Below are 16,623 nucleotides of genomic sequence, written 5' to 3'. Positions count from 1 at the left end.
AAGTGACTCGCTGTAAGAGCGAAACCATAGGTGGCCGTTACCTAAATAACGGATATGCCCCCAATCAATGCGCAATACACACCGACTGCAGCTCGGTATAAGCCTCAATCACCGCCCGCCCAAACTCCCGCCCCATCCCCGATTGCTTCACCCCGCCAAACGGCATCGCCGGGTCCAGCAACACATGCGCATTCACCCAAACAGTCCCCGCCTCGATCCGCGGCACCAGGTTCATCGCCTTACCCAGATCATTGGTCCAAAGACTGGCCGCCAACCCATACCGATTGTCATTGGCCAACTCAATCACCGCATCCTCATCATCAAACGCCATCACCCCCAACACCGGCCCAAACACCTCCTCCCGGGCCACCGCCATCCCATGATCGATATCCGCCAAAATCGTCGGCCGCACATAAAACCCCTCACCCGCAACCTCATCCCCACCGATCACCACCCGCGCCCCTTCAGCCCGGGCCTGCTCGATATGGCGCAGTACCCCTTGCTGCTGCTTGCGCGACACCAACGGATTAATCGCCGCCTCACCATCCATCCCCGCCCCCAACGGCATCGCCGACACCGCCGCCGCCAACCCCTCGACAAACCGGTCATAAACCGAACGATGCACATAAAAGCGCGAAGCCGCCGCACACACCTGTCCGTTGTTCAGCAACCCACCCAGGATCGCCCCCTGGATCGCCTTATCAATATCCGCATCCGCCAACACGATCATCGGATTCTTGCCCCCCAACTCCAGGGCAAACCGCGTCATGTTCTCCATGCACGCCACCCCCACGCTCTTGCCCACCGCAGTCGAACCGGTAAACGACACCTTGCTCACCAACGGATGAGCAGTCAGAACGCCCCCCACCGACGCACCGCCGCCGGTCACCACGTTGAACACCCCCGCCGGAATCCCCGCCTCCAGCGCCAGCTCTGCCAGGCGCATCGCCGTCAGCGGCGTTTCCATCGCCGGCTTGATGATCACCGTGCACCCGGTCGCCAGCGCCGGCATCAATTTCCAGGCCGCAATCAGCAGCGGGAAATTCCACGGCACGATGCCCACCACCACGCCCACCGGCTCGCGCTTGGTGAACGCAGTGAACCTGGCCCCCGGCGGCAAAGGGATGGACACGTCAAAGGTCTGCCCTTCGATCTTGGTCGCCCAGCCCGACATGTAGCGCATGAACTCCACCGTGGCGTTCAGATCCAGCCCCCGCGCCAGGTTGATCGACTTGCCCTGGCTCAGGGTTTCCAGCTGCGCCAGCTCCTCGGCATGGGCCTCAACCAACGCGGTGAAGTTCAGCAAAATCCGCTCACGGTCGGCCGGGCGCAATCCCGACCACACGCGGGACTTGAACGCCGCATGGGACGACTGCACCGCCTGCTCCACCACGTGCAGCGGCGCGTCGAGGGTTTCGCACAGGGTTTGCCCGGTGGCCGGGTTGACCACCTTGATGCGTTCGCCCTCGGCAAATACCCACTGGCCATCGATAAAGCAGCCATGACGACGGTCCAGGAATGCAGCCACCTGCGGCAGGATTTCAACGTTGCTCATGATTCACCTGTATTCAATGTTGTTCTTTGAGAAAGCAGGCGACCGCTTGGCGATCGTCGGCCGAAGCCAGGCCCATGTAGGGCATGTAGGTGCCGGGCACAAACGCCTGGGGTTGGGTGATGAATTGCGCGATGGTCTCGGCTTGCCACTCGACGTTTTTGTCACGCATCGCCTGGGAGTAGCTGAAGCCCGACAGGGAGCCGGACTTACGCCCGTAAACGCCCGCCAGGTTTGGCCCCATCATTGTCGCGCCGCCCTTCGCCACCGCATGGCACACGCTGCATTCGTTGGCGAAAACCTGGGCGCCACGACTCTGGTCAGGGCCGCATTCAGCGGCGAATGCGCTGTGGGCCAGGACCAGCGACAGCAGGCCGGCCAGGGAAAATCTGTGTGCAGTGAACATAGAAAAACGACCTTGGAAATCATCGAAGTTGCCGACGATTGTCAGGGCTCAAGGTCGCTCGGGTTTTGCCCTGCGTGCCAGTCGTATTGGCCGGGCTGCCAAACCGTGGATTCTGGCAAGCACAGTCAAGTCTTTGGCAACCAGACAAAAGGCACGTCACTTCGCCAGCATTAGTATCGCGGCAGACCCCAACCCTGTGGTCATGAACAAGAATGGATGCCACACCATGCTCAAGTCCCCCTTGCTTCGTCTCTCGACCCTCGCGCTGATGATCGGCGCCAACCCGGCCGGCGCTTATGAGCTGTACGCCGATGACAGCAGTCATCTGAACGCCACGCTGGAAGCGGTATTCGGTGCCTTCCACAGCCAGCAGAACTACAGTCAATCCGGCCGCCTGGCCAAGGGCTCCTCGTCCTGGCGCGAGGGCTACGTGAAGTACGGCCTGAGCTTCGACAAAAGCTTCAGCGGCGCCGGCACCACCTACGGTGCGGCCAACCTGCTGAGTTCCGGCACCTGGGGCGACGGCGATGCCGCAGGTTTCAGCGACGGTTCGGAGCGCACCACAAAATTCGAAGACGCCTACCTCGGCTGGCGCTCGGGCAAGTTGTTTGAGGCCCTGGGCGAGAATGGCGTGGACCTGTCCTTCGGCCGCCAGAACATCGTGGTCGGCGACGGTTTCCTGATTGACGGCGACGCGCTGAACTTCGGCAAGGGCGTGGCCGATGGCGACCTCAATCGCGGCGGCGGCTACTACATCGCCGCCCGCAAGGCCTTCGACGAAACCGCCGTGTTGCGCCTGGGCGGCAAGGACGGCTGGCGCAGCGACCTGATGTGGCTCAAGTCCGATAACCGTGCCCAGGCCAAGACCGAGATGTACGTCGCCACCCTCGAACACGTGGCCGCCGAAGGCACCGTGGGGCTGACGTACATCGATACCACCGACGTCGACAAGCAGTACGCCTCCCCCACGCAGCTGGAACGCGATGGCATGAAGACCTACAGCCTGCGGGCCACGGGCAATGCCGGGGTGACCAACCTGTTCCTGTCCGGCGAATACGCCTGGCAGGACAAGCCCCACACCGGCAACGAAGACGCCTGGTACCTGGAAGCTGGCTGGACCTTCTCCGACGTGACCTGGACGCCGTATGTGAGCTACCGCTACAGCCGCTTCTCGGAAGGCTTCGACCCGCTGTTCTACGGTTTCAGCCGTGGCTACGGCACCTGGTTCCAGGGTGAAGTGGCGGGCAACTACGCCGGGCCGTTCAACAACAACTCACGCATCCAGAACGTCACGTTCAAGATTTCGCCCCTGCAGAACCTCAACGTCGGCGCGGTGTTGTTCGACTTCAAGACCATCGACCGCAACCTCGGCAACAACGACGGCCACGAGCTGGACCTGTATGCCGAATGGCACGTCAACGACCACCTGACGGTGATGCCGCTGATCGGCCTGTACCAGCCGGACAAGAGCGCCGAGCAAGGCGGCACGCAGCTGGGCAACCACGATAAAAACCTCTACAGCCAAGTGGTGTTCGCCACTAACTTCTAAGCCCGGCCGGGGCGGTGGCGCCGCCATCGCCCCGCCTGGCCAAGGCCTTCGCAATGCACAAGAAATTCCTCACGATCCAGAGCAAGATCGCCCTGCTCGCCGGCCTCTGCCTGTTATTGGTGGTCGGCCTGCTGATGAGCCTGTCGCTGTACCAGACCCACCAGAGCAGCCAGCACGTGGCCCAGGCCAGCAGCGACATGCTCGCTGCCGCCGCCAAGGAACACATGCAGGCCCTGGGGCAAGTTCAGGCCATGCAGGTGCAACGCACCTTCATGCAAACCCATGAGTACGGCCAGGGCTTGTCGCGTTATGTGCTGTACCTGCGGCAACTGCAACAACAGGGCAAACTGACCCGCCCAGAGTTGCGCCAGGAGCTGAATACCCAGCTGCGCCAGGCCCTGGTCGACAAGCCCGACCTGCTCGGGATTTACGTCATTTTCGAAGCCAATGCCCTGGACGGTGACGATGCCCACTTCGTCGACCAGGCCGCCGTCGGCAGCAACGAGGCCGGGCGCTTCGCCCAATACTGGGTGCAGGCCACCCCGGGTGAACTGACAGCGGTAGTCGGCGACGAAGCGCTGCTGGCCAATACCTCGCCCGGCCCCAGCGGCGCGCCGTACAACGCCTTCTACACCTGCGCCCGCGACACCGCCAGGGCCTGTGTGCTGGAGCCGTATTTCGACGAGGCTTCCGGCAGCCGCAAGCTGGTGACCAGCATTGCGTTCCCGCTGATGGAGCACGGCAAGGTGATCGCGGTGATTGGCCTGGACATCAACCTGGCGGCCTTGCAACAGGCCAGCCATACCAGCGCCGGGCAACTGTTCGACGGCCACGGGCAAGTCAGCATCGTCAGCCCCGAAGGCGTGATTTCCGCCTATAGCGAGGACGCCAGCCGCCTCGGGCAGCCGATCAGCGAAGTCATGCACGATGGCGCCCAGGTACTGGACGCGTTGCGCCAGGGGCAACCGCAAACCTTTGTCGATCAACAGCAAATCAAGCTACTCGAACCGCTGGCACCGATTGCCGGTGCCGCACCGTGGGGCGTTCTGGTGGGCGTGCCGCAGTCGGTGCTGCTGGCGCCGGTCACTGCGCTGCAACAGCAACTCGATGCCCAAGGGGTGAAAAGCACCGCCCTGGAACTGCTGCTGGGTGGCGGCTCGGCCCTGCTCGGCCTGCTGTTGATCTGGTACGCCGCGCTGCGCATCACCCGGCCGCTGCAAACCCTGACCCGGGTGATGGAAGACATTTCCCGGGGCGAAGGCGACCTGACGCGGCGGCTGGAGGTGCAATCCCGGGACGAGATCGGCCAGTTGGCCAGCGCCTTCAACCGTTTTGTCGAACGCATCCACCAGTCGATCCGCGAAGTGTCTTCAGCGGGGCTCGGGGTCAACCAGGTGGTCAAGCGGGTGCTGCTGGCCTCGAATTCCTCGCTGAACAACTTCGATGAACAGGCGACCCGCACCAACAGTGTCGCGGCGGCGATCAACGAACTGGGCGCCGCCGCCCAGGAAATCGCCCGTAATGCCTCCGATGCGTCGCAGCAAGCCTCCGGCGCCCGGCAACAGGCTGAGGACGGGCGCCAGGTGGTGGAGCGCACGATTGCCGTGATGAATGAACTGTCGGGCAAGATCAGCGCCTCGTGCGTGCACATCGATGCGCTGAATCACAAGACGGTGAACATCGGGCAAATCCTGGAGGTGATCAAGGGCATCTCCCAGCAGACCAATCTGCTGGCACTGAACGCCGCCATTGAAGCGGCCCGGGCCGGTGAGGCCGGGCGCGGGTTTGCGGTGGTGGCCGATGAGGTGCGCAGCCTGGCCTATCGCACCCAGGAGTCGGCGCTGGAGATTCAGCAGATGATCGAAGAGTTGCAGGTGGGCGCACGGGAATCCGTCAGCACCATGACCGAGAGCCAGCAGCACAGCGAGGAAAGCGTGAGCATCGCCAACCTGGCGGGTACGCGGCTGGCCAGCGTGACGCAGAGGATTGGCGAGATTGATAACGTCAACCAGTCGGTGGCGGCGGCGACCGAGGAACAGACGTCAGTGGTGGAAGCGCTGAATGTGGACATTACCGAGATCAATATGCTGAACCAGGCCGGGGTGGAAAACCTGCAGTCAACGCTGCAGGCCTGTACCGAGCTTGAGCGTGAAGCGGAACGCTTGAATCAGCTGGTGGGCAGCTTTCGCATCTGACCAACAATACCCCGCAGGCCCCATGTGGGAGCGGGCTTGCTCGCGAAGACAGAGTGTCAGCCACTGAATAGGTTTCTGATACACCGCCTTCGCGAGCAAGCCCGCTCCCACATTTGATCTCCTGAACCTTCAGCAATGGGCGCCAGCATGCTCAATCCGGTGAAACAGCCGGTTGAAGTACACCAGGCTGTCGCCCTGCCTCCGCACCCCAACCCGCGACAACTCCACGAACATCACCGAATGCGACCCTACCTCCTTGCACTCACTGATACGCCCTTCCAGCTGCACCAGCGCATCCCGCAGCACCGGCACCCCCGCCTCGCCTCCGTCCCACAGGTCCCAGGCAAACCGCTCCGCCATGGGCACCTGGGTCATCCCGGCAAAGTGCCGCGCCAGCTCTTCCTGCTCCCCGCACAGCACGTTCACGCACAGCTGCCCATTGGTACGGAACACATCATGGGTCGCACTCCCGCGGTTCACGCACACCAACACCGTGGGGGGCGAATCCGTCACCGAGCACACCGCACTCGCCGTGATCCCGCAACGCCCGCCCGGGCCGTTGGTGGTGATGATGTTCACCGCGGCCGGCAGTTGCGCCATGGCGTTGCGAAAGTCGATTTGCTGCTGGCTCAGGTCGGCCATGTCGGTGCCCCTTTACGGTCCGTGGGTGATGCCACAAGACTAAGACGCCCCGTGCGGCGCGACCATTCAGACGATCCCCATGCCGACTAGGTGGTTTCTTTATCGTCAGGGCCGTTCACACTGGGTATTCTGCTGGCAAGGCTCCACAGATGAGCCAATGTCCGCCGCAGCGTGCCCGCGTGCGAAAACAATAATTAGAAATTCTCGTGGCAGTCCCTGATGGAAATTCGCACACCGATTGTTTACATCGTTGATGACGACAAAGACCTGCGTACCTCGCTGGCCTGGCTGCTGGAGTCGGTCAGCGTAAAGGCCCAATGTTTCGCCGGGGCCGAAGAGTTCCTTGCGCACTACGACCCGCGCCAGCCCGCCTGCCTGGTGCTGGACGTGCGCATGCCGCAGACCAGCGGCTTCCAGTTGCAGGAGATCCTCAACCGGCGCGGCAGCACCTTGCCGACCATCTTCGTGTCGGCCCACGGCGACATACCGATGTCGGTCACCGCAATGAAAAACGGCGCGCTGGATTTCGTTGAGAAGCCCTACAACCCGCAACAGATGATCGACCGCATCCAGGCCGCGCTGAAGACCGCTGTACAGGCCCAGGCCGACCAGGAACAGCGCGAGCACCTGCAAGGCAAGCTGGCGCTGCTGACGAGCCGGGAGCGAGAAGTGTTGATGCTGGTGGTGGACGGCAAGGCGAGCAAGGTGATTGCCCGCGAGCTGAACATCAGCGTGAAGACCGTTGACGTGCACCGCACCAAGATCAAGGAAAAGATGGGCGTGACCAGCATCGCCATGCTGGTCCGCGAGGTGTTGTATCCCTAGGGCGCGATGATTGAATGTGGGAGCTGTCGAGCCTTGGCGAGGCTGCGAAGGGATCGCGGCGGTGTACCTGTCAGAACGAGTGGCCTGCATCGCGGGCAAGCCCGGCTCCCACAGGAAAATGCATTCCAGGTTCGGGAGCGGCACGCATCAATGATGGCTATAGCGCTTGCGGTACTCGCCCGGTGACACGCCGAAGCGCGACTTGAACGCCGATGAGAAGTAGCTGGAGTCGGAGAAGCCCCAGGCATAACAGAGTGCCGACAGCTTCTGCTCCGCCGGCGAATGGCGCAGGGTTTCGGCGCAGAAATCCAGGCGTCGGTGCTTGATGTATTGCGCCACCACCAGCCCGCGCTTGGAAAACATCCGGTACAGCCCGCGCACCGACACTCCGACTTCCCGGGCGATCAGCTCGGGGCAGAGTTCTTCGGCGCCGATGTGCGCATCGATGTAGGCGATGGTCTTGCGAAACTGCCGTTCCTGGGTGTCCACACCGTTGTCCCGGGCGCTGATCCCCGGCAGCAGCAGGCTGACCAATGCATCCAGCACGGCTTCGCTTTCCTGCATGCCCAGGTCGTTTTGCTGGCGGGTGTCGAGCACCATCTGGCTGGCCATCAGCGCCAACGGCGTGCGCGCCGAGATCCGCGTCGCGCAGTTGACCGCCGTGAAGTGCGAACCGCGCTCCACCACCTGGCGCGGCAGGATCAGCGACAATTGCCGGGAGTTGTCGTGGTAGGTCATGTCACTGGGGCGGCAGGCGTCGATCAGGGCGATGTCACCGCAGCCCAGCTGCGCACGGTTGTCGCCCTGTTCCAGCTGCGCGCTGCCCTGCAACTGGAACACCGCGTAGTAGTGCCCTTCATTGCCCGTACTGACTTCCTTGCTGCTGCGATACAGATGCACCTGGGCCATATCGACCACGCTGAGCTTGATCGCGCCGCTGCGAAACTCGCTCAATTCCCCATAAAACCCCGCGCCCAGGGCCCTGGCATCGAAGCGTCCACAGGCCTGGTTAACCTGCTGTAACCAACGCTCGAACGATTCGTTACGTTGCACCGTTGAACTCATCATGACCGCAAGGCCTCACATTTTTTATTTTTTTGGTCCCAGCAATCTTACGGGTAGCGCCGATCAAATATCCAATACCAGACGAGCGGAAACCGCCCGGGAAACACACGCGCAAATCTGCCGGTTGGCGGCCTTCTCCTTGGTCGACAGGCAATTGTCACGGTGCTCGGGCACGCCTTCCAGCACCTCGACAATGCAGGTGCCGCAGAGGCCTTCGCGGCACTCGGTGTCGATGTCGCAACCGTGGGCCTGCAATACGTCCACCAGGCTGGTATTCGCCGGTACTTGCAGCACCACGCCGGAGCTGGCCAGCTCCACCTCGAAACCACCGCTGGGCCCGGCATTCGCCGCCGGGTCGGCCTGGAAGTGCTCCAGGTGGATCGCTTCCTCGGGACGGCTGCGGGCCGCCACTTCCACCACCTTGTGCATGAACGGCGCGGGGCCGCAGGTGTAGACGTGGGCAGCCGCGCCCGCCTGGTCCAGGCAGGCGCTCAAGGCCGCATCCAGCGCACCCGGCTCGACGCCATAGTGAAACTGCACATGCTCACCGAATGTATCGGCCAACAGCTGGGTAAACGCCGCGTACTGCGCCGAACGTGCAAAATAGTGCAGGCGCCACGGCTGGCCGCTGTCGGCCAGTCGATAGGCCATGCTCAACAGCGGCGTCACCCCGATACCGGCGGCAAACAGCGCATGGGCCGGCGCCTCCGGGTCGAGGCGGAACAGGTTGCGCGGCGCGCCCATCTCCAGCTCCATGCCCTCCTGCACCTGCTCATGCAGGGCCAGGGAGCCGCCACGGGATTGCGCCTCTTTCTTCACCGCAACCAGGTACGCGCGGCCATCGTGGGGCGGGCTGCACAGCGAATACTGGCGGGTGACGCCGGTCGGCCCGGTGAGGTCCACATGGGCCCCGGGCTCATAACTGTCGAGGGGCTGGCCGTCACTGCGCACGAGGCGAAAGGAACGGATATCCAGCGCTTCATCGACGATGCGTTCGATCTTCACCTTCATCATTGCAGCACCTGAATCCTGTTGTTTCGGTTGAACGCTAACCTGTGGCGAGGGAGCTTGCTCCCGCTGGACTGCGCAGCAGGCCCACTCTCTTCGGCGATGACTAGCGCATGAACAGCCCGCCGTTGATGTCCCAGCACGCGCCCGTGATCGAGGCGGCGTGGTCGGCGATCAACAGCAGCACGGTGTCGGCGATGGTGTGCGGGTCGCCGAGGGTGCCCGTCGGGATAATCTTGAGGATCTGCTCCAGGCGCTCCGGCGCCACGGTTTCGCGCACTACCGGCAAATCAAGCGGGCCTGGCGAAATGCTGTTGACCGTCACGCCCCGGGGCGCCAGTTCACGGGCGAAGACCTTGGTCAGCGTAGCCACGCCGCCCTTGGCCGCGGCGTAATGCGCGCCAGTGGCAGTGCCGCCGTTTTGCCCGGCGAGGGAGGCGATATTGACGATGCGCCCGAACCCACGTTCGGCGAAATGCGCACCAAACACCTGGCAGGCCACGAACGTGCCCCGCAGGTTGATCGCCATCGATTCGTCGAACTCCTCGGGTGTGATGTCCATCAGCGCCGCAACTTTCGACACTCCGGCGTTGTTCACCAGAATATCGGTGCCGCCCCAGCGCTCGCTGAGCAAGTCCCGGGCGCGAATAAAATCGGCCTTGTTGCGCACATCCAGCTCGATGGCGACGGCGGTTTCGCCGCGGTTGTCGAGTTCAGAGGCCAGGCGCTGCACGCCGTCCAGGTGCACATCCGCCAGGCCCACGCGGTAGTCTGCGGCGTGCAGGCGCCGGGCGATGCATTCGCCGAGGCCACGGGAGGCGCCGGTTACAAGCGCGATTCGGTTCATCAGGATGTCCTCATCTCAACTGTGGGAGCGGGCTTGCTCGCGAATGCGGTGTGTCAGTCAATGCATGTGGCGACTGATCCACCGCATTCGCGAGCAAGCCCGCTCCCACATTGGTTTTGTGTCGTTGTTTGAATCGTGCTTACAACAGAAAGCCGAGTGCACTCAGGCTGTCGGTGGAATTGATCAGCCGCACCACCTTGCGCTCCAGGGTCGCGACCCCGGCGCTGAACCGGATGCGGTAATTCAGGTCGGCCACGAACGGCGTGTGTACCCCGCGCTTGTAGGCGTACAGCAGCTGCGCACAGTTAACCTCCACCACCTCGCCCGCTGCTTCCACCAGGGTGAATCGCGAGACACTGCGCACGGTTTTCGCCGCATCCACCGCTGACGGTGAATACCCCGCCGTCAGCCGTTCGATGCGCAGGTCACGCATGCGCGCATCGTCATAGGCATAGTTGAGGTTGGCTTCAAAATCCTCGGTGTCAGGATCGATCGGTACGACGTAGCGCCCGCTCTCGCTCCACAACGCGGCCCATTGCACGTAGTCCTTGTGGTCCAGCAGTTCGGCTTCACGCCAGATGAATTCGATGGCCTGGGCCAGCGGTGCGGTAAAACCAGTCAGGGTGTTCATTGGCTCATCATCCTTTTCCACATGTCATAGGCCCCGCGCATGCCGCCTTCATCAGTGGCGTGGGATACCTTGTCGCCGTTGTCGGCCAGCACTTCGCGGTTCAGGCCACGGTTGACCAGGATCGGTGCGTCAACGCCGGCATACGAGCCGCGTTGCACCCGGTCCCAGGCTTCGGCGTCGTCGGGGCTGCCAAAGCCGAACGGGCCCTGGAAGTGTTCGTGGATGCGCAGGCGCTCGCGGTTGGCAACCTGTGGGCCGCCCTCCATGCCCAGGGCGACGTGGCGGATTTCGGTCTCGGTGACCGACACCGGGCGCAGCACCCGGAAGAACGACATCGACATGGCGACATTGGGAAACAGGTTGAGGTTGAACCCGGCGCCGTGCAGCGAGCGCACGATGCGTCGCACCTGGGCCGGCTCCATGGTTTTCGACAGTTCTTCGGTGACGTGGGCGAAACGCTCCTGCAACTGCTCGGTACCGTCGTCGTGGTCCAGGTCGACATGCTCGGGCACCATCACCATCACGCTGTGGCCATTGCCCAGGGAATGGGTGACGGCCTGCTCGTCGGTCATGAACGAGAGCATTTCCGAGGTCTCGGCGTCCACCGACGACATGAACGACTTGTGCACGATCGGGAAGTGGTAGCCGTCGGTGGTGTTTTCCAGCTGGATCTTCCAGTTGCCCTTGAAGCTGAACTTGTGTTCGCCCTGGGTCTTGATCGGGTAGCCGGCGCCCTGCTTCATGAACAGGTCCATCCAGTGTTTGGCGCCGCCGAGAAAGTCGGCCAACGGTTCGATATCGTCGCTGTAGGTGGCGAATACCATCCCGGCGTAGCTGTCCACCCGCAGGCTGGTCAGGGGTAACTCGGACTTTTCCAGGATGCCTTCGTAGCCGTCCGGGTAAGGCAGCGCCCGCAGCTTGCCGTCCAAACCATAAGACCAGCTGTGATACGGGCAGGTGAAGCCGCTGGCGTTGCCCTTGTGCTTCTCGCAAACCGTGGCGCCACGGTGGCGGCAGCGGTTTTCCAGCACGTTGATCGCGCCTTTCTTGTCGCGCACCACAATCACCGGGCGCCGGCCAATGGTCGCGGTCTTGAAGTCGCCGCTGTTGCGCACTTCGCTTTCATGGGCGACCCAGACCCAGGTGCGGTAGAAGATCTTTTCCAGTTCGGCCTCGAACAGCGCCGGGTCGTTGTACAGCGAGACGTCGACGCGATCGTGCTTGACCAACTCGTCGAGGCTTTTCGATTTGGCAATCAGCCGGTATTCATGGGTACTCATGGAGCCCTCCTCAAGGCGTTGTTCTTATTGGCGAGCCGTGATGCTCTGTTGCAGTTGTGCGCCGAGGGCACACACCCATTCGTCCTGGCCCTTGCGGCCGACAATCTGCAGCCCCACCTTCAGCCCGCTGTCGGCCAGGGTCACCGGCACCGTCAACGCCGGGTGGCCGCTGAGGTTGAATGGCCGCACCAATGGCGTCATGCGGGCCACGGCCTGGCTGCCGTTGCGGGCTTCGGCCAGGGTCGGCGGCAGGTCCGGCATCGTCGGCAGCAGCAACACGGAGAATTCTTCGAGCGCGGCGTCCACCTGGTGGCTGAAGCGGGTGCGCACGACTTCGGCTGCGGCCAAATCAGCAGCGCTGGTGCGGCTGGCAGCCAACAAGCGTTGTTCGACATCCGCACCGATCAGGCCCTTGCCGGTGAGGTGACCGAAGGCTGCCCAGTTTTCGACGTTAATCACCGTAAGGCCGGCGCCGAACGCCGTGTCAAAGTCGTCCAGATGCAGACGCTGCTGACGCCAGCCGGCCGCGTCGACGGCAGCCATCAGGCTCGCCTTCAGCCATGGCTCACAGGCCACATCCAGAAAGCCCACCGGCACGCTGCCGGACGGCGCCGCCTGTGCCTGGAAACCCGGGCAAATCACCTGCATCGCGGCAATCAGGTCCTGCATGTTCGCGGCAAACGGCCCGACGCAATCGAGGCTGGATACCGCCGGTTGCGCGCCAATGCGGCTGACTCGGCCATAGGTCGGTTTCAACCCGGCAATCCCGCAGCACGCCGCCGGCACCCGCACCGAGCCGCCGGTGTCGGTACCAATGGCGATATCCGCCAGGCCCGCCGCAACCGCCGCGGCCGAACCGCTGGAGGAGCCGCCCGGCACGCGGTCTCGCGCCTGGGGATTGACGGGCGTACCGCTCCAGTCGTTGATGCCGGTGACGCCAAATGCCAGTTCATGCAGGCTGGTCTTGCCGACGATCTGCCAGCCGGCATCCAGGACCGCCTGCACCACGTGCGCATGCCGCGTCGCCGGCGGAGCATCGGCAAAGGCACGACTGCCCGAGCGGGTCGGATACCCGGCGATGTCGATGGAATCCTTGATGGCCACGCGTCGGCCGCTGCCACCGAGTAAAAATTCGCTGACGAAGGTACTCATGGGTTCACCCCCAACATGCTATTGAACAGGCGCTGCGTACGGAAATGCGCGATCAGCCAGGTGCCGTCGACACGGCGAAAATCGATGGTCAGCCGCGTGCCGAACAACTCGCTGCGCTGGTCGGCGTAGGTGGAAATCTGTTGCATGATCCACTGCCCTGCAGCCGCGCTGCCGTCTACCTGGATCGACTCACTGGTGAGGTAATGCAGGTTCAGCGCAAAGTGTTCCGACGGTGGCAGGTAGCTGCCGACAAACGCCGCCACCGCGTCGCGCCCCCGATGCTGGCCGAAGGTCTGCGCGGTACTTGTGCCAATGCCTTCCCACACCGCATCCACGGTGAACAACTCGGCCAACTCGCGAACGTTGGTCGCCGCCCGGGGCACGTCGCACAGGTCCATGTAGCGCGCCATCAAGCGCCTTACCTGGCTCTCCCCTTCAAGGGTTTCAACACGCTGCAACAGGTCCATGGCTCACACCCTGGCCGCTTCGGGAATGGTCAGCGGGCGGCCGATCCGTGCTTCGACCTTGGCGTAGCGCCACAGGCTGTATTCACCCACCGGCGTGGTACGGAACAGGTTGCAGGCGTCGATCACCGACTGGTGGCAGTCGACGTCGGCCATGATATAGACGGTCCACGGCGAGGTGGTCGACGGGCCGACCATCAAGCGGTCGTCATCCATCGCCCCCAGCACGTTGATGCCCGGCATGGCGCCGAGGTCGCCCATCATCTGGCTGAAGCCTTTCCACACGCTCAGGCCTTCGCCGGTAGGCAGGTCGAAAAAGTTCTGGGTGATGCCGATGCAGAAGACGACGCGCAGCGGTTCTTGAGTGGCTTGGGACATGGGTTGATCCTTGAAAGTCAGATGTAGCCAGGAAATGGAGGAACGCCGAGGAACACCGAGCCCGCGCCGTCGTACAGGCCTTCGCTGAGGAAGGCGTGCTGGGTCACCACCATGGCGTCGCGCAGGTAGCGTTGCAGCGGGTGGCGCAGGTAGATCGCGGTGGTGCCCGCCAGGCTGTAGGCGCTCTGCACCACGGCGGCGCCGGCCTGGGACACGTGAATGGCGGTCAGGCGCAGCAGGCTGGTTTGCTCGGCCGTGACCGGGTTGCCGGCGAGGATCGAGTTCCACACTTGTTCGGTGGCGCCGTAGAAAAAACCCCGAGCGGCGCTCAGCCGCGCTTCGGCCTTGGCGATTTCGATGCGCACGTAGGCGCGGTCCGCCAGTTTCGGTGCGCCGGTGATGCCGCTGCCGCTGGCCATGGCGCTGATTTCATCGAGGGCCGCGCGGGCCAGGCCGAGGTTGACCACCGCCAGCACCTGGGCGGCGTAGGCAATCGAGGGATAACGAAACAGCGGCTCGTCGATGGTGGCGGCGCCGCCACGAATGAAGGTCCAGCGCTCGTCTATGTATTGGTCGGTAACTCGCAGGTCATGGCTGCCGGTGCCCTTGAGGCCGACCACGTCCCAGTTTTCGATGATTTCAACCTGGCCGGGCTTGAACACGGCAGTGCGTGGCTTGCCGCCCGCCGCACCGATGCCCACGCCCAGCAGGTCGGCGCCTTTGCAGCCGCTGGCAAACTTCCAGGTGCCGTTGACCTGCCAGCCGCCCTCGACGGTTTCCGCCGGCTGCAACGGGAACAGGCCACCGGCAAACACCAGATCGGGGCTGTCGGCATACAGTTCGGCGAGGGTTTCCTGGGGCAAGGCCGCAAGATACACCCCGGCGCTGCCGAAGCTGGCGACCCAGCCGGCAGAGCCATCGGCTTCGGATATGCGCTCGATCATCTGCAAGAACGTTGCGGGGGCCAGGGCATCGCCGCCGAAACAACGAGGCGTGGCCGCCCGGTAGATGCCCACCTGCTTGAAGCGTTCGATCATGTCCCGTGGCACGTGGGAGCCGGCGTCGAACTCGTCGCGGCGCTGGCGCACTTCATCGAGCACCTGCTGGAACAGCGCGGGCTGCACGTCGGGTAAAGCGTCTGGTTGCACGAGGGCCGAACGCAGCATGGGCTTTCTCCGTTGTAGTTGTTATGGACGCCGTGTCGGGCGTTGATAGGTCCAGTGTAAAAAGCCCGACCACCGTCAACTATTGGGGCGTGCAGCCCACCGGCTAAAGAAATCCCCTAGTGCGCCCCCGATTACTTCTGAGCGTGCCCCCGGATGCAAACCGGTATAACTTGCCACCGTAGTCGTCCCCTCCACCGCCAAGGGCTACGCGATGTACCTACCCAATAACAATGATTTCCACACCCTGATCGAAGCCATGCCGATCTGCACCATCCTTCACGATGCGCAGAGCAAGGACATCCTCTGGGCCAACACCGCGGCGCTGTCGGCGCTGGGGTTTACCCTGGAAGAACTGATCCCGCTCAAGGCCCCGGACATGACCCGGGACGCACCGAAGTACAAGCGCTCCATCGGCCTGCGTTGGCTCGAGCGAGCGGCCCGCAGTGGCCAGCGCACCATCGAGTGGTGTTATCGCTCCAAGGCCGGGGTGGAGATTCTTTCGGAAGCGGTCGCGACGCTGGTGCACCTGGACGGGCGCGACGTGCTGATGGTGCAGTTCCGGGATATTTCCCGGGAAGACAAGGTGAAGCGGGACCTGATCCGCGCCGAGGAAGCCCGGCGTGTCAGTGAACAGCAGCTTGAATACCTGGCCCGATACAACGCCATGGGCGAGATGGCGGTGGCGATTGCTCATGAGTTGAGCCAGCCACTGGCGGCCACGCGCAACTTTATCGAGGGGGTTTTGATTCGTCTGGGCGATACCCACAGTGCCGACCAGGGGGTGAACTGGGGGCTGCAAAGTGCCGTGCGGCAGGTCGAGCATGCGTCAACGATCATCAAGAGTGTGCGTGATTATGTGGTCAAGCTGGAGCAGAGCGCGGAGTGGGTGGACCTCAATGAGTTGCTGCAGGAAACCCGATATTTCATCAGCCTGCGGGCCGAGCCGAGTCAGGTGCGGCTGGAACTGTTCCCCAGTATTGAACCGCTGATGGTGCTTTGTGAAAAAGTGCTGATCGGGCAGGTGATTCTGAACCTGGCATTCAATGCTATTGAAGAGATGAGCGAGCTGCCCGTCGAACGTCGGGTGCTGCGGCTGCATGCCTGCCGTGATGGAAACGTGGCGCGGTTGAGTGTCGAGGATTGTGGACGCGGGATTCAGGCTGTGGCTCGGGAGAAAATCTTTGACGGGTTCTTTTCGTCGAAGGTGGGTGGTAACGGGATTGGGCTGGCGTTGTGCAAGAACATCATTGGTCGGCATCAGGGGGATATCTGGGCGCAGAATCTGGAGCCGTGTGGGGCGGTGTTTAGTTTTTCGTTGCCTTTGGTGGGGTCTTGAGATGGGGGGGTATATCCGTTTCTTCGGTAACGGCCACCTATGGTTCCGCTCTTACAGCGGGTCACTTTTTTACAAACGCCTAAAAAAGTAACCAAAAAACGCTTTGCCCCACCACTCGGTGCCTCGC

16 protein-coding genes and 1 pseudogene are annotated in these 16,623 nt (G+C 63.0%); 5 read left to right on the top strand and 12 right to left on the bottom strand.

Features of this window, described 5'->3' with window-relative positions:
• Positions 1–64 precede the first annotated feature (64 nt).
• Both HX805_RS31540 and HX805_RS31535 read right to left on the bottom strand, forming a co-directional pair.
• Positions 65–1,555, bottom strand: a complete 1,491-nt coding sequence (locus tag HX805_RS31540) for an aldehyde dehydrogenase family protein (RefSeq protein WP_177117631.1) — start codon at positions 1,553–1,555, stop codon at positions 65–67.
• A 13-nt stretch (positions 1,556–1,568) separates the two neighbouring features.
• Entirely contained in the window at positions 1,569–1,958 is a 390-nt protein-coding gene (locus HX805_RS31535) for a cytochrome c family protein (RefSeq protein WP_177082045.1), read from the bottom strand.
• A gap of 226 nt (positions 1,959–2,184) precedes the next feature.
• Here HX805_RS31535 and HX805_RS31530 point away from each other — a divergent pair, with 226 nt between their 5' ends.
• The 3 genes and pseudogenes from HX805_RS31530 (at position 2,185) to HX805_RS32730 (ending at position 5,702) form a co-directional block, all read left to right on the top strand.
• Positions 2,185–3,507 (top strand): hypothetical protein, encoded by a 1,323-nt coding sequence (locus tag HX805_RS31530; RefSeq protein WP_177082044.1) that lies wholly within the window; start codon positions 2,185–2,187, stop codon positions 3,505–3,507.
• A gap of 53 nt (positions 3,508–3,560) precedes the next feature.
• Positions 3,561–4,847: pseudogene (locus HX805_RS32735) on the top strand (HAMP domain-containing protein); the annotation flags it as partial.
• A gap of 24 nt (positions 4,848–4,871) precedes the next feature.
• On the top strand, positions 4,872–5,702 hold the full coding sequence (locus HX805_RS32730) for a methyl-accepting chemotaxis protein (RefSeq protein ID WP_371132386.1): 831 nt from the start codon (positions 4,872–4,874) through the stop codon (positions 5,700–5,702).
• Between the two features lie 129 nt (positions 5,703–5,831).
• Here the strand turns inward: HX805_RS32730 and hpaC are convergent, their stop codons facing one another.
• Positions 5,832–6,344, bottom strand: a complete 513-nt coding sequence (hpaC, locus tag HX805_RS31520; RefSeq protein WP_177117630.1) for a 4-hydroxyphenylacetate 3-monooxygenase, reductase component — start codon at positions 6,342–6,344, stop codon at positions 5,832–5,834.
• 219 nt (positions 6,345–6,563) lie between these two features.
• Here hpaC and HX805_RS31515 point away from each other — a divergent pair, with 219 nt between their 5' ends.
• Positions 6,564–7,169, top strand: coding sequence for a response regulator transcription factor (locus HX805_RS31515; RefSeq protein WP_003212609.1), 606 nt, complete (start codon positions 6,564–6,566; stop codon positions 7,167–7,169).
• Positions 7,170–7,316: 147 nt separating this feature from the next.
• On the opposite strand, the gene feaR is transcribed toward HX805_RS31515, so the two are convergent.
• The 9 genes from feaR to HX805_RS31470 form a co-directional block, all read right to left on the bottom strand.
• The gene (feaR, locus tag HX805_RS31510; RefSeq protein WP_023658728.1) at positions 7,317–8,237 is read right to left on the bottom strand and encodes a transcriptional regulator FeaR; all 921 of its coding nucleotides are present in this window, start codon (positions 8,235–8,237) and stop codon (positions 7,317–7,319) included.
• 60 nt (positions 8,238–8,297) lie between these two features.
• The gene (locus tag HX805_RS31505) at positions 8,298–9,248 is read right to left on the bottom strand and encodes a PDR/VanB family oxidoreductase (RefSeq protein WP_177117629.1); all 951 of its coding nucleotides are present in this window, start codon (positions 9,246–9,248) and stop codon (positions 8,298–8,300) included.
• Positions 9,249–9,348: 100 nt separating this feature from the next.
• Entirely contained in the window at positions 9,349–10,089 is a 741-nt protein-coding gene (locus HX805_RS31500; RefSeq protein ID WP_177117628.1) for an SDR family NAD(P)-dependent oxidoreductase, read from the bottom strand.
• 139 nt (positions 10,090–10,228) lie between these two features.
• Entirely contained in the window at positions 10,229–10,720 is a 492-nt protein-coding gene (locus HX805_RS31495) for an aromatic-ring-hydroxylating dioxygenase subunit beta (RefSeq protein WP_008431075.1), read from the bottom strand.
• Positions 10,717–12,000 carry a Rieske 2Fe-2S domain-containing protein gene (locus HX805_RS31490; RefSeq protein ID WP_177082042.1) on the bottom strand — a complete coding sequence of 428 codons (1,284 nt, stop codon included), beginning with the start codon at positions 11,998–12,000 and terminating at the stop codon, positions 10,717–10,719. Before HX805_RS31490 ends, HX805_RS31495 begins: the two co-directional genes overlap by 4 nt.
• A gap of 24 nt (positions 12,001–12,024) precedes the next feature.
• Positions 12,025–13,152, bottom strand: coding sequence for an amidase (locus HX805_RS31485; protein WP_177082041.1), 1,128 nt, complete (start codon positions 13,150–13,152; stop codon positions 12,025–12,027).
• Positions 13,149–13,619, bottom strand: a complete 471-nt coding sequence (locus tag HX805_RS31480) for a nuclear transport factor 2 family protein (protein WP_008431069.1) — start codon at positions 13,617–13,619, stop codon at positions 13,149–13,151. Before HX805_RS31480 ends, HX805_RS31485 begins: the two co-directional genes overlap by 4 nt.
• 3 nt (positions 13,620–13,622) lie before the next feature.
• Complete coding sequence (locus HX805_RS31475; RefSeq protein WP_003208867.1) at positions 13,623–13,994, bottom strand: hypothetical protein; 372 nt, start codon at positions 13,992–13,994, stop codon at positions 13,623–13,625.
• Positions 13,995–14,011: 17 nt separating this feature from the next.
• Positions 14,012–15,160: an acyl-CoA dehydrogenase family protein gene (locus HX805_RS31470; RefSeq protein ID WP_102368716.1), complete on the bottom strand. Its 1,149-nt coding sequence runs from the start codon at positions 15,158–15,160 to the stop codon at positions 14,012–14,014.
• A 211-nt stretch (positions 15,161–15,371) separates the two neighbouring features.
• Here HX805_RS31470 and HX805_RS31465 point away from each other — a divergent pair, with 211 nt between their 5' ends.
• Positions 15,372–16,496: a sensor histidine kinase gene (locus HX805_RS31465; protein ID WP_087694281.1), complete on the top strand. Its 1,125-nt coding sequence runs from the start codon at positions 15,372–15,374 to the stop codon at positions 16,494–16,496.
• The last annotated feature ends 127 nt before the right edge of the window (positions 16,497–16,623 follow it).

This window comes from Pseudomonas sp. G5001, from assembly GCF_013385475.1.
In the GTDB taxonomy this organism is placed as follows: Bacteria; Pseudomonadota; Gammaproteobacteria; order Pseudomonadales; family Pseudomonadaceae; genus Aquipseudomonas.
Note: the sequence above shows the minus strand (reverse complement) of the source record. Positions and strands in the feature narration are given on the sequence as shown.